This window comes from Shewanella sp. SP1S1-7, from assembly GCF_031932105.1.
GTDB lineage: Bacteria > Pseudomonadota > Gammaproteobacteria > Enterobacterales > Shewanellaceae > Shewanella > Shewanella baltica.
Map to the genome: position 1 here is coordinate 1 of NZ_JAUOEU010000040.1, position 14332 is coordinate 14332.

At 45.6% G+C, this 14332-nt stretch carries 9 protein-coding genes; 5 read left to right on the forward strand and 4 right to left on the reverse strand.

What is annotated here, in order from left to right; translation table 11 throughout:
- The first annotated feature begins 379 nt into the window (after positions 1-379).
- The 3 genes from Q4Q49_RS20365 (at position 380) to Q4Q49_RS20375 (ending at position 3393) form a co-directional block, all read left to right on the forward strand.
- A complete protein-coding gene (locus Q4Q49_RS20365; protein WP_107946593.1) occupies positions 380-907 on the forward strand; it encodes a hypothetical protein in 528 nt (175 codons plus the stop codon).
- A 561-nt stretch (positions 908-1468) separates the two neighbouring features.
- The gene (locus Q4Q49_RS20370) at positions 1469-1888 is read left to right on the forward strand and encodes a curlin (protein ID WP_107946592.1); all 420 of its coding nucleotides are present in this window, start codon (positions 1469-1471) and stop codon (positions 1886-1888) included.
- A gap of 14 nt (positions 1889-1902) precedes the next feature.
- Complete coding sequence (locus tag Q4Q49_RS20375; RefSeq protein WP_311988093.1) at positions 1903-3393, forward strand: curlin; 1491 nt, start codon at positions 1903-1905, stop codon at positions 3391-3393.
- A gap of 172 nt (positions 3394-3565) precedes the next feature.
- Here Q4Q49_RS20375 and Q4Q49_RS20380 read toward each other — a convergent pair whose 3' ends face one another.
- The gene (locus Q4Q49_RS20380; protein WP_006085993.1) at positions 3566-4231 is read right to left on the reverse strand and encodes a LuxR C-terminal-related transcriptional regulator; all 666 of its coding nucleotides are present in this window, start codon (positions 4229-4231) and stop codon (positions 3566-3568) included.
- A 396-nt stretch (positions 4232-4627) separates the two neighbouring features.
- A complete protein-coding gene (locus tag Q4Q49_RS20385; protein WP_012088339.1) occupies positions 4628-5236 on the reverse strand; it encodes a DUF2238 domain-containing protein in 609 nt (202 codons plus the stop codon).
- Positions 5237-5390: 154 nt separating this feature from the next.
- Here Q4Q49_RS20385 and serA point away from each other — a divergent pair, with 154 nt between their 5' ends.
- Together serA and ygfZ are read left to right on the forward strand one after the other, a co-directional pair.
- Positions 5391-6620 carry a phosphoglycerate dehydrogenase gene (serA, locus tag Q4Q49_RS20390; RefSeq protein ID WP_012088338.1) on the forward strand — a complete coding sequence of 410 codons (1230 nt, stop codon included), beginning with the start codon at positions 5391-5393 and terminating at the stop codon, positions 6618-6620.
- A 153-nt stretch (positions 6621-6773) separates the two neighbouring features.
- Positions 6774-7736: a tRNA-modifying protein YgfZ gene (gene ygfZ, locus Q4Q49_RS20395; protein ID WP_312000295.1), complete on the forward strand. Its 963-nt coding sequence runs from the start codon at positions 6774-6776 to the stop codon at positions 7734-7736.
- Between the two features lie 88 nt (positions 7737-7824).
- On the opposite strand, the gene Q4Q49_RS20400 is transcribed toward ygfZ, so the two are convergent.
- Complete coding sequence (locus tag Q4Q49_RS20400) at positions 7825-8841, reverse strand: two-component system response regulator (protein ID WP_028759378.1); 1017 nt, start codon at positions 8839-8841, stop codon at positions 7825-7827.
- A 48-nt stretch (positions 8842-8889) separates the two neighbouring features.
- Positions 8890-14238, reverse strand: coding sequence for a PAS domain S-box protein (locus tag Q4Q49_RS20405; RefSeq protein ID WP_312000296.1), 5349 nt, complete (start codon positions 14236-14238; stop codon positions 8890-8892).
- Positions 14239-14332 lie beyond the last annotated feature (94 nt).

Here is a 14332-nt window from a genome sequence, read left to right on the forward strand (position 1 = left end):
CTCGCTCCCTTTTTTATACTTTGAATCTGCCGCGCACCATTAAATTTATCGTTTAGAATCAACCTTAGCGCCAAAAAATTGAATCGTCAAAAAACTGGTTTTATCCCTTAACTTACGCCATAGTATGATGCAGATGTTAGCGATAAGTAAAATCTTGGCCACTACAATAAACACAGTAAATTTGCCCCTTTACTGATATATAGCTAATACTTTAATACCTTAGGTTTAATGGCCCAAAAAACCAACGTCCCATGGGACGAGGCATAAATCACTGATTGAATAGACTTAATAGCGCAAGCATTAAGCTTACTATTTATCGATTGTAATCAAAGAACTAAATCATAATCGCTATGCAAGTGTACAAAGGATTTGTGGCCTAATGGTAAGACTGATACTCACCCTAATCTGTGTTATTTTGCCAAGTGCAGTACAGGCAAATACCATTTATAAATGCCGTAAAGATGACAAAATTGTCTTTAGCCAAACCGCTTGCCCGCAGGAATTTAGCCAACATAAAATCGAATATCAGTTGGGGATCACCACAGAAGTCGACTCAGATAAAAGGGACATTCCAGTCGATCCCCTGCAAGCGCTACTGAATCGCCAAACCATTTCTAAAGAAAAATTGCTGCAATTACTCGATGGCGAAATCTATCGACTTAAACAGGAGAACAGTTATTTTGAAATTCTGCGCGCCAGTGAATTACAAAAACTAGAACGTAAACGTTATTGGCAAAATAAAGAAAAAAGCGATCCTGAATACATCAACGAAATGGACGATATCAATACTCGCTTCAATGCGCTGACTGTGAACAATAACAGCGCAATGCAGCAACTGAAGGATAGAAAAAGCCAGATCAGTGCAGAGGTCTCCCCTGAAGAATCGAAGGAGCCAGAGAAACACTGATCTCATATAAAAGGTTAGTGCTCAGCTTGTCACTCATTCACCAAGGAATTCGACCACTATGGTTGAATTTTTTAACTCATTAAACCGCTCATGGACTCTTCATCACTCTTTAAGGACAGCCGAAGTTCAAACCTTCTAGTTCACCTTTTAACACGCTGTAATACCGCTAAATAGCCCTTAAATTGAGTCAATCCAACAGCACTATTCCCACCATATTTCCTATAATTTTTTTCCCCGAAAAATATCACGTGACAGTCGATCCATTGCTTAATTTTGTTGCCCCCTTGTTTAAAAATGATGAGATTGCTTAGCAACGAATACGACTTAACTACTAGGCCAACTAGACTACTCAGCCTAAAAAAACATTCTCTAAAAAACAGATAAAAACTACTGAATCAATTGGATAACGATACTTCCATCATTTATCTACTGTGAATCCTTTGCGTAATAAATACCCTTTTGGCCAATTGCGACATGTTAACGGGACTCGTATCTTCAGAGCTGAATTTGGAGTGTCTGTTGTTATAGACAGCCCAAGATATTTGATGCAAGGAGTCACCCGTGCCAAATACCTCTATACGCTTTTTGGTACCGCTGCTCCTGCTCTGTAGTTGTATGACCTCAGCACAAGAGCTGAATGTCAATGAGTTACCTATAACCCTGCAGGCATTACTGGAACGTTCCGGTCGCGATAACCTTATCGAACTGGTGCAACAAGGCAATGCTAACCAAGGATTACTGTTCCAATCAGGCAACGATAACAAAGCCGATGTGACACAAGTCGGCAATGATAACGATGCGCTAATCACGCAGATTGGTTCAAACAATAAAGTGCAACTACTGCAAGTGGGCAGTCAAAATACGGCTTCAGTGACACAAATTGGCAATAACAATCTCGTGCAACTGAACCAGCTAGGAAGCGGCAATTTTTCGATTCAACAGATTGCAGACGGTGCTGCAATCTCAATAACTCAATATTAAACAGGGAGCGTCACATGAAATCACAAGCTAAAAAATCACTTATTGCTTTGGCCATTGCAACAGGTTTAAGCGGTCAAGCCTTTGCTGCCAGTACAGTGAGCGAAATTAGCGTAGTACAGTCAGGCCAAGCCCAAGACACCTTAGTCTCACAAACGGGTGGCCTTAATGCTGCAGCAGTTGTGCAAACAGGTAACGATCAAACCGCAACCGTTATCCAAGACGGTGTGTGGCATGAAGCCGCAATTAATTCGACGGGTGCAGAAAACAAAGTCCAGATAACACAACAAGCTGATTGGCATGTGGCAAGTGCAAATGTTGTCGGTGACAACAACAATGTCAATGTGTCGCAAGACGGTTTCTTTAACCAAAGCAGCAATGATGTTACTGGCAACAATAACACTGCAATCGTGAGTCAATTAGGCGAAGTCAACGAAAGCCAAGTTGAAATCACTGGCGTTGAAAACAGCGTATTTGTTGAGCAAGAAGGCGATGCTAACTTTGCAGTATTCCGCGTTGAAGGCAACAACAACGACGGGAAAATAACCCAAGTGGGTGACAACAACCAAGCGGGTCTAATCGCCCTTGATTTAACCGCTAACGTGGGTAACAACAACGACGTTTCTGTTAATCAAGCGGGTAACAATAACTTTGGCGCGGCTAAAGGTATTGCAGGCGACAACAACACAGTAGACATGGTCCAAAAAGGTGATAATCATGTTGGCTTCGTTTACGCTCTTGCTGGCAGCGACAACGATATTTCAATGGATCAAAAAGGTAACGGCAACACAGCTTATCTTGCTATGACTACGGGTGATGACAACACTGTCGATATTACCCAAAATGGCAGCGGCAACACTATCGGCGATACTTTAGTGGCCGATATCCAAGGTGATGATAACGATATTACTATCACTCAAAAAGGCGATGTCAACGGTGCAGAGTTCCAAGTATGGGGCGATAGCAACGACGTTGACTTGAAACAAAAAGGCGATGCTAACTTCGCAACCTTTGGCGCCTACGGCACAGATAACGACTTCGATTTATCTTCTAAAGGCAATAACAACGAAATCGTTGCCTTTGCTGATGGTCAAGATAACAGTATTGAAGTTAGCCAAGAAGGTGATACTAACTTTGCCTATGTCGATGCAGTAGGTAGCGATAACGAAGTGGATGTTGAGCAAGATGGCGCTCAAAACGAAGCCGTCATTTCCATTGCTGGCAACAATAATGCCGATGTCACTGCACTGCAAAATGGCGATCTTAACCTTATCGATTTGATTATCGAAGGTGATGAAAACACTGCACAAATTGCTCAAACAGGTAACGGTAACTGGATTGGTGGTGACGCAAGTAGTTCATTTGAAGTAAGCGGTGATAATAACAGCCTGTTGATCACTCAAACAGGTAACGATAACTTAGTACTAGGCTCTCAAGCTGGCAATAACAACAGCATCAGCGTTAATCAATCAGGCAATATGAACGTTGCTACTGTAGTGCAATACTAGTCAATCCTGTTAAAACCACCACAGCTACACTCTTTGGTGGTTTATCAAAAGGGTGTTGAACAAAAAGCGGGAATGTTTAATCAAACATTCCCGCTTTCCTATTCTGACTAATCAGCAATTATTAACATTAACCACTCAAAGCGAAAAGCTAACGATCAATATCTTTAACTACCTAGCTGCACAGCTCAAAGTGAGTCTGATAGGTTTGTGCCCAACGCAACAACTCAACACGATTACGGGACTGGGTTTTACGGAAGATAGAGGAAATATGAGCCTTCACCGTATGTTCGCTGATGCACAATCTGTGGGCGATTTCTTTATTCCTCGCGCCACTCGACACAAATTGAATAATAGTGCGCTCACGGGAAGTCAGCATCTGTAGCATAGCCACTGTATCGGAGAGCATCTCATTATTGCCATCGAGCTTTTGTACTACACGACGGAACACTTTACTCAGTAATGTTCTGTCGTACCACAACTCCTCTGCCACCATTTTACGCAAACCCGTCAACATCAAATCCAAACGTTGATCGGCAAACAACAAACCACGAATACCGAGTAACATAGCCGACTCTTGATCTAAAGAGTCACGCTCAACTTGGTATAGCGCCACGGGAAAATGTGACACTAAGCGCGAAGCCAACAAAGGGATCCCCTTGTTATCGAGTGCAGCGCCTTTTTGGGTGATCAGATAAAAACTTCGACGACTCTTATCTAAATCTAATTCCGCCGCATGCTTAACGATACGAGTTTTCAAGCCTATGGATTCAGCGAGTAACGCTAAATGACATGGTGCCGCCATTTGATGTAAAAAAACTAATTCATTAATTGTGCTCAATGACTCTCCTCCCTGAAAAGTATTTTCTATTAGCAAAATGGTATGTTTGACCAGCCTCTTTAGTTAGATTTTTAAACATTCCATTAACCTAGTTGATTCTGACTAGTTAAAGACTGAAAAACATCACCCAAATGTACTATTCCCTTTTAAATCCTAGTAAGTTCGACTAACTGACGGAATATAATTGCAATAACAGCATAAAACTCCATTAGGTTTAACCGACTCACGAAATCTAGTACTTTCAAACTATGAAGACACCCATCGAAAGTTGCAACACAAAAATAACATGCAGGCAATAAGAAAGTGTGACAGCTAAATGCCATCACACTCATGTTAGAAGCTTTATGGAAGAATGAACTTATGACTCAAGCTGAAACAATCAGCAACTCACGGCCACTAGCGTCTGAGTTTAAGTGCTGCTATTTGCTTATCTTGAAAACGAGACAATAAAACGAGTGCGACAATTGCGCCAATTAATGCCATTAACATATCTGATTGAGTGTCCCACACATAGCCTTGGGTTCCCAAAAAGGCTTCAGCGCCTTCACCTGTTGCCACGGCAACCCACCATTCAATGAGTTCATAAAACGCCGAAAACGCGAGCACAAAACATGTGACCAAAAACGCACACCAAGCACCGGGTTTGACCGCTTGATTACGCAGCATAATTTCACGCGCTAGCATGGCAGGGATAAAACCTTGCGCAAAGTGACCTAACTTGTCGTAATTATTACGTTCTGAACCCATCCAATGGGCAATCGTGTCGAATAATGGCACTTCAGCATAGGTGTAATGCGCGCCAACAAACAGCACACAGCAATGGGCTAACACTAAAACATACACCAGCGGCGTCAACGGGAAGCGTTTGCGGGTAAAAAATAGCAGTGGCACAGCCACTAATGCGGGAGCCGCTTCGAGCCACCAAGTGAAAGGATCTGCGGGATTTATCGCCGACCAAACGAGCACTAAGAGGTAAATAGCACACCACGCGATTTTGTTATTCAATGTTTCTTCCTCTTATGCGATATTGTTCTTAATTTAGAATATTAACTTTAGCCATCTAGCCCTCCACACTGAGTAAAAAAAGTGCTATTTTGGTGGGTGAAGGTTGTCAGCATATCATAAGAAACATTTCTATTAATTAGAGGGTACCCATATCATGGCGAAACATTCGCTGGACAAGGATAAGATCAAGATCCTGCTGTTGGAAGGCGTCCACCAATCTGCAGTCGATGTACTTGAGCGTGCGGGATACACCAACATCGAATACCACAAAGCCTCATTAGGTGATGAAGCATTAATTGAATCCATCAAAGATGCACATTTCGTGGGACTTCGTTCACGTACCCAATTAACTGCCGAGGTGCTGAAACGTGCCGAGAAGTTGATCGCGATCGGTTGCTTCTGTATCGGAACCAACCAAGTTGATCTTGCCACCGCCGAATCCCTTGGTATCCCAGTATTTAACGCACCATTCTCCAACACGCGAAGTGTTGCCGAACTCGTGATTGGCGAAATCATTATGCTGATGCGCGGTATCCCTGAGCGTAACGCCATCGCCCACCGTGGTGGCTGGATGAAAACCGCCGCTGGCAGCTACGAAGTGCGCGGTAAAACCTTAGGCGTAATCGGTTACGGTCATATCGGTACTCAGCTTGGTATTCTGGCTGAGACGCTGGGCATGCGCGTGGTGTTCTTCGATATCGAAGACAAACTGCCGCTAGGCAATGCACAGCAAATTCATTCAATGGAACAGTTACTGGCGCAAGCTGACGTAGTGAGTTTACACGTACCAGAAACCCCACAAACCAAAGACATGATAGGCGCAGCTGAATTTGCGGCGATGAAAAAGGGTAGCATCTTTATCAACGCATCACGCGGTACTGTAGTCGATATCGAGGCCTTAACGGTCGCCTTGAAAGAGCGTCACCTTGCGGGCGCGGCAATTGATGTGTTCCCAGTTGAGCCGCAATCTAATGACGATGAATTTATCAGCCCACTTCGAGGTCTTGATAACGTATTGCTGACACCGCATGTGGGCGGCAGTACCGCTGAAGCCCAAGAAAACATTGGTATCGAAGTCGCTGGCAAGCTCGCTAAATACTCAGACAACGGCTCGACCGTATCTGCAGTTAACTTCCCTGAAGTTTCGCTGCCTATGCATAAAGGCACCTCACGCTTACTGCATATTCACCAAAACCGTCCAGGCGTGCTGATCAAGATCAACCAAGCCTTCTCGGAAAAAGGCATCAACATTGCCGCGCAATATCTGCAAACCACCGCTGAGATTGGTTATGTGGTCATGGAAGTCGACACCCACCAAGCCGAAGAAGCCTTAGTAGAGTTGAAGGCGATTGAAGGCACACTGCGTACCCGCGTGCTGTTTTAAGAGTTAAGCCCAATCGCATTAAGCGTATCGGCTAAAGTACACAGACTGAGGCGCACATGTCATTCACAGATATGTGCGCCTTATGCTTTTGGGCCTAAAGGAATTCCGTTACAATCTAGCCTCTCACATCGTCTTCATTTTCAGGATCTCGCTATGACTATTTCAGTTTCTACGCCCCATTGGGATCTGGACGCTTCTTTGCCTCCACTCATGCTTGCCAACTTATCTCATATGGGCCTTATCAAAGTGGTTGGAGAACAAGGCCGCAGTTTCATCCATGGCCAAGTGACCACTGACATCAGCTCATTAGCCGATAACCAATGGCGCTGGGGCGCACATTGCGATCCAAAAGGTAAAATGCTGGCCAGTTTCAGGACCTTTGCCATCCAAGATGCGCTCTTTATGCTAATGCCAAAGGATGCCATCGAAGTCGATTTACCCCAGTTACAAAAATATGCCGTATTTAGCAAAGCTACCTTAAGCAATGCATCCGCTGAATGGACTCTGCTCGGGGTCGCCGGTGAACAAGCAAGCCAGTTCGTGAGCGAACATTTTGGCGACATTCATCAAGAATTCACGCCCATTGAACATGGCGCGATTTTAAAAGACGCTGACCGTTTTATTTTAATGTTAACCCCAGAGGCTGCCGCTGCTTTAGTGGCCAAATCAAAGCTGAGCGTATTTGATGCCAGTGCTTGGCAAGCGTTAGAAATCGTCGCGGGATACCCTAACTTAGCGCCAAGCCATGCCAGCCAATACGTACCGCAGATGTGTAATCTACAAGCGGTTAACGGCATTAGCTTCAATAAAGGCTGTTACATGGGGCAAGAAACCATAGCGCGGATGAAGTATCGCGGTGGTAATAAACGCGCCCTGTATATTCTGCGCGGCCATACTGATCAGCAAATCAGCCTAGAATCTGGCCTTGAAATCGCGATGGAAGATGGCTTTCGCCGTGGCGGCCATATTATTGAGTTTGTACAGCGTGGCAACCAAGTGTTGTTAACTGCGGTGCTTGCCAACGATACCAGCAACGAGACTAAACTGCGTTTTGCCGATGATGAGCAATCACATTTAACGATCCAAGCCCTGCCCTACTCATTAGATGAAGCGTAATGCTTTGATTTAATATAATTAGTATAAAATATTGAAGCAAAATAAAGGCGCCAATGGCGCCTTTACCTTAGTCAATGCACTTCGAGCATCAATTTTCTAAATAAGTATCTCGAATGGCAATTGCTTCTGGCAGGATTTGCTTGAACTCCTCCACCAACTTAGGATCGAAATGTTTTCCCGCTTGATTTTCAAATAGCTCCATAGTTGCTTCAATCGTCCAAGCCTGCTTGTAAGGCCGTTGCGAAGTCAGCGCATCGAACACATCCGCAATCGCGGTGATACGCCCTTCAAGGGGAATTTCTTCACCTACCAAGCCATTGGGGTAACCTGAACCATCCCACTTCTCATGGTGAGTTAAGGCGATACGACGGGCCATTTGCAATAACGGATCGCTATGTTCTCCAATAATTTCTGCACCTATGGCGGCGTGCTGCTGCATAATTTCCCATTCCTGCGCATCAAGTTTCCCTGGCTTTTTCAGCACAGCATCGGGCGTACCGATTTTACCAATATCGTGCATAGGCGCCGCATTAAAAATCAAGTCACAAAAGGTTGTCGGTAAGCCGAGCTTTATCGCTAATATGCGGGCGTAATGGCTCATACGCACAACATGTAGACCCGTCTCGTTGTCCTTGTATTCAGCAGCACGGCCAAGACGACGGATAATCTCGAAACGGGTTTCTTCTAATTCGTGGGTACGAACTTTAACTTGTTGTTCGAGTAGACGTTTTTGATCATAGAGCGCAAGATGCGTTTTAACCCGCGCTTTAACGACAGGCGCACTGACAGGCTTAGTAATATAATCCACCGCGCCCAATGCAAAACCTTGGGCTTCATCAGCAATTTCAGATAAGGCGGTCACGAATATCACCGGAATATGGCTGGTCAGCGGCTCTTGCTTTAGCAGCTTGCAGACTTCATAGCCATTCATACCTGGCATCATGACATCGAGCAGAATCAAGTCAGGCCGCGATTTTGTCACTAACGCTAATGCCCTTGGCCCATCGATCGCCACTTTGACTTTGTAATCATCACCTAGAATACCGATCAAAATATCAATATTCTCAGGTGTGTCATCGACGACTAATATTGTTGCTTTTTCCATTAACAACTCCACTCAATGTCACACATTATAAATTCGCGCTACCGCTTTCTATCCTAACTGTGTAATCACATCGTCAATTAAGTCGATTGCCTCATCAAACTGATACTGGTTAATCATAGATAAAGCGGGGCTTAATGTTTGCCACATTGCACTACTCACCTTCGGCTTTAACGCATCAATTTTTGCCACAGCGCTGGCATCGGCTTCATCTAGATTCTGACGTAAGGCCTGTAATGCCGCCCTTAAATCCTCTGTAGATAACAAGTCAACATCTTGGGGTTCGGCTGGATTCACCGCTGCGGGTTTGGCGTATTCAATCGCATCGCAAATAGAAGCCACTAGCGGTTGAATTTGAACTAACTCATCTTCAAAGGACGCATTCTCAGTTAAATGCAACTCAAGTAAACGCGCTAACTCCACCAATTTAGCCGAGCTTAAATTGCCCGCTAAGCCTTTAAGGGTATGGGCAATACGCACTGCATCTTCGACTTGATTCGCTGCGATGGCTTTGCGAACCTGTTCCACCACATTACGCTGACTGCTCACAAAACGATCAAATATACGTTGATAAAGCCGCGTCGAGTGTTGCACCAGTTGCAAACCTCTATCGATATCCAGCTCTGGGTGCTCTGGCCATTTAAGCAATACGGTTTGTTCTGCACTATTGCCTGCCTCACCCTTAGTGCTACTCAATATCGATTGAGTAAAGGTATCTACTGCAGCCGTTTCAGATGCGGGTGCGAGGTATTTCAACAGGGTTTGATAAAGAACATTCACTTCTATCGGTTTGGCGATATGGTCGTTCATGCCCGCCCTGATGCACATGTCCCTATCACCCGCCATCGCATTGGCTGTCATGGCGACGACGGGTAAACTGGCCAACTCGGGTCTTTTTCTTATCGCCTGAGTGGCTTGATAACCATCCATGACCGGCATTTGGCAGTCCATTAACACTAGATCGAAATGCTGCTGCGACAGTTTATCTAAAGCGATTTGGCCATTGGTCGCTATGGATAAAATAATCCCCACTTGCTCTAAAAACTCACTGGCGACTTCGAGATTCATCTCGTTATCTTCCACTAACAGGATACGCTTCCCTTGCAGTGGCAATAACAACTGTGGTGCCAGCTCTTCGGTGCGGCGCCTTACTGGCAAAATGCCTTCGCGGCCAATCGCATTCATTATGCCGTCGAGTAAGCGTGAGGCACTGATGGGTTTACTGATGTATCCCGCTAAAGCCAGTTGCTCAATTTGAGTGAGGAACTCATGATCCGCATGGGCAGAGACCATTAAAATTTTGGGCTGATACTGAGGTTGTGATTGAGGCTGCGACTGAGCATGCAATTGGATTTGACGCGCGGTTTCCAGCCCATCCATGTTAGGCATTTTCCAATCGATTAACGCCACTTCATAGGCTTGCAGTAGGCAGCGGCTTATCGCTTCTTCACCCGAGCGCACTGTATCGACCCTAAAGCCCATACTTTCGAGTGTAGTGCGCATAATATCTCTGGCGGTCGCGTTATCATCGACCACCAGCACAGACATGCCTTCAAGCTCTTGTTCGAGGACTAATTTCTGACCATCGGAAATGTGCAACTTAACTGTGAAATAAAAAGTGCTGCCATGACCGAACTGACTTTCAACCCCTATCTTCCCGCCCATCAGTTCGACGAGCTGCTTACAAATAGCCAAACCTAAACCTGTGCCACCGTATTTACGGGTGGTTGAAGTATCCGCCTGGGTAAAAGATTTAAATAATTTTGCTTGCTGCTGCTCAGTTAAGCCTATGCCACTGTCACGCACACTAAAACGCAGCACGACATCATCATCTTGCTGCTCAACTAAACTGAGCGACAGCAAGACCTCACCGCGTTCGGTGAACTTAATGGCGTTATTCATCAGGTTAATCAACACTTGGCCTAATCGCAGCGAATCCCCTAACAGATAACGAGGCACGTTGGGCGCAACGGCGAACAATAATTCAATCTGCTTATGGGCAGCTTTCTCAGAGAACATATCGCTGAGATCTTCCAACATAGTGTCGAGCTGAAAAGGTACTGAATCTATGTCTAACTTACCCGCCTCAATCTTTGAGAAATCCAGAATATCATTGATAATCGACAGCAAAGATTGCGATGCCCGCTCAATCTTCTCCACATAATTCTTCTGTTTTTTATCTAACTCGGTCTGTAAGCACAGCTGGGACATGCCAATAATGGCATTCATTGGGGTGCGGATTTCGTGGGACATATTCGCCAAGAAGTCGCCCTTGGCTTTACTAGCCGCATCGGCTTGCTCTTTGGCGAGTAGCAGTTCATCTGAGAGCAATTTAAGTTCTGTCATATCGACCATGCTGATCACGGCCGATTCAAATTGTCCTTGGGCATCAAGCAGTGCCGACACATTGACTGTCATCCACAAAGGCGCACCGGAAGGACGAATAAAACTGCGCTCGCCGCGATAATGATCAATTTTACCTTCGACCAACTCCTGAAATTGCGCCTTGGCTATGGATTGATCTTGCTCACTGAGAACCTCAAAAATAGCGGTATTACGTAAATGATTACGTGACAGCGCCATATCGGCACAGAATTGGTCATTACAATCTAAAATAACGCCTTTAATATCCACATTGACTATGCCAATAGTTGCCCCATCGAACAGCGCCTTAAAGTGCGCCTCACTGAGGGCTAACTCTTGCTCTACGGTTTTGCGTTGGGTAATGTCCATCACATAGCCATTCCACGTGATGCCACCCTCTTCACCCAAATGACCGCTCGCACCGGCTTCCATCCAACGTATGCTGCCATTAGGGTGGCGATAGCGAAACTCACGTATCCATTGCAACCGGTCTTCACTCTGACCCGATAATGCTCGCACAACATCTGGTCTTTCTTCGTCAAAAATCCGCTCGGCTATGATGTCAAAATTGCTCATCAGATCATCACGATGTAGCCCAAGCATCTTCATTGCCGCACCAGAGAGGAAGGCAAATCTTCTGTCTGTTGGAGAATGCCATTGCAATTGGTACACAGTACAAGGAATCGACTCAGTAATATTGGTCAGTTGCTGACGCGATGCTTCGAGTTCGACTAAGGCGAGTTTACTCTCGGTAATATCGTCGATACTGCCGTCAAACCAGAGTGGCATGCCCTCTTCGGTATAACTCGCCTTACCTTTCTCATGCACCCAACGGATGCTGCCATCGCGGTGGCGAATACGGTATTCCACCTCAAAGGTTTCCTGTTGTGCCAGCGCTCGGTCGATATGGCGATGGCATAAGGCAAGATCCTCCTCCAAAATCAAGGATGCGAATGTGCGTTGGCGATTCTCAATAAATTGATTTGCAGCGTAACCGGTAATCTCGGCGATATTGTCGCTGATATATTCCATGACCCACACATCCCCGATGCGAGTCCGATAAACGGCGCCGGGAATATTCGTCACTAGCCCACGAAAACGCTGTTCGCTATCACGGATCTTCTGCTCAACGGCCAGTTTTTGTGTCATATCGCGTATTGAAGCCGCCACTTGCCTCTGTCCATCAAAGGCGGTGGGAAGAATACTCAGCGCTATTTCTGCAATAAATTCATTACCATCGGCTTTTAGCGCCCGCACATGACGGGCATTTGCCATGCTTCTATCGCGGCCTTCGCGCAGGAATGTTTGCCGCTCGAGCACATGCCCATTTCCTAACTCTTGCGGCAATAACGTCTCAACCTGCAACCCCAACATAGCGCCCGTTTCGTATCCAAAGAGCTGCTGGCAGCGACTGTTTGTAAAGACGATTTTCCCCTGCTCATCAACTATCAACATGGCCTCGGGCGCGGCTTCCAGTACCGCATTTGACCAGACCGCCGCTGAAAACTGCTCTGTGACATCGGTAAATAACATCTCCACCGACATTAGCTCACCTGTGTCAGACATTAATGGCTGCATAAACACATCGAGCCTTCTTAAATGCCCTTGATCATCCAGCATTTCCACTTGATGCGAAGGCACATTTTGGCCTTTCAAAGCCAAATCAGTGTATTGCCAGTTTTGCTCATTGAGGGGATTGGCCGAAAATAGCCTTTGATATTTGCGCTTGAGCAGTTCAGGGGAAATCCCCAGCACCTTAGTCACGCCCTCGCTCACCTGCGCCAGCTGGCCGTCAGGACCGAGGGAACAATAGAAAGACTTATCGCTCATACCATCAATCAGGCGAGCAAAGCGGTTACCACGGGAATCAAGAATGGCTTGCTCACGTTCTGCGAGTAATTGTGCCATTTGATTGAAGGTATTGCTCAGCGTCACTATCTCACTCACAGCACCTTGGGGAATTATGAGCTGCTGGGTTTTCCCCTGCCCAAAGGACAAGATACCCGACTCGAGTTGCTCTAACGGCCGAGTTAGTCGCTTAGCGGCCAGATAGCAAGTCAACAATAATAAGAGGGTTAATAAACTTAAATTGAGTATTATGGATGCGATATCATCGAGCAGTGCTGTGTACAAATCTTGCTCTGGTGCTAGCACTATAACGCGCCATTTTAGCTGTGGGACAGTCGCAATACTCGCGAGGTACACCACATCCTTGTCGTCAACAAACCTAGCCTGACCATCAAGTCCTTTCGTTTGTAAGGCCCAAAAGTCAGCATTCCTGTATTTATTTTTATCAAACAACTGTGTCGAAGTCGTGGCCAGTACTTTGTCTTTATCAACATGATAAATAAGCCGTCCTTGATCGTCTAAAACCACCAGTCGATTAGGCGCAATTCCTAATTGTTTTGGCAAGCCATCTAACGCTAAGTCAACCGTCGCGACGCCAAAATAATGCTCCGCCTCACCAAAAGGAGCCGAATAAGTCACCATCAGAATATTGCCCGCCCCCTCATCAAAGTAGGCCTTTGACCAGTAGCCCGCCGCTTGATTGATGGCATTGTTCCACCAATCCCAAGTGCCATCGGTATAATCGTAACCCTCGGCACCAATATCGATATAATGGAGATCGTCGCTACCACTGGTGTCGCGGTAAACATAGGGAGAAAAGAGTTTGCGATTGGGAAAGGTGTTGGGTTTAAACGCGACTGCGGAGCCAAAGAAATCAGGATTACGTTTGAGCCGATTCATCAAGACACTTTTCACGCTCTCAGTGTCATTCATATCTTCTTTACTCGACAAAAAACCAATAAAATCAGCAAGGCCTTGGGTATTAGCTTGTGCGTGCTCGAGTAACAATTGCAGACGCGAAGCCGAGTGACTCGCCTCTTGCGTCAGGCTATGGTAAAGCCGATTCTCAGTGGAGAGATAACTAAACCAAGCATTGACAGCATAAACGCTCGCCATGATTAAAACGAGAGGCAAGGCTATGTGGGATAATATTCTGCTGCGAAAAGTACGAAGTTTACTTTTGTCCATGGCGTCGCCTTAAAGTCCTCGATTTTATATGCACTATTTTTTAAATAGTGCATATAAAGTAAACCAAGAAACCAGTGACGACAATGCGAACGTT

Coding starts and splice junctions, on each gene's coding strand:
- Q4Q49_RS20405 (WP_312000296.1), bottom strand. CDS start 14,238: ATGGACAAAAGTAAACTTCGTACTTTTCGCAGCAGAATATTATCCCAC.
- Q4Q49_RS20400 (WP_028759378.1), bottom strand. CDS start 8,841: ATGGAAAAAGCAACAATATTAGTCGTCGATGACACACCTGAGAATATT.
- ygfZ (WP_312000295.1), top strand. CDS start 6,774: ATGACTATTTCAGTTTCTACGCCCCATTGGGATCTGGACGCTTCTTTG.
- Q4Q49_RS20365 (WP_107946593.1), top strand. CDS start 380: ATGGTAAGACTGATACTCACCCTAATCTGTGTTATTTTGCCAAGTGCA.
- Q4Q49_RS20375 (WP_311988093.1), top strand. CDS start 1,903: ATGAAATCACAAGCTAAAAAATCACTTATTGCTTTGGCCATTGCAACA.
- serA (WP_012088338.1), top strand. CDS start 5,391: ATGGCGAAACATTCGCTGGACAAGGATAAGATCAAGATCCTGCTGTTG.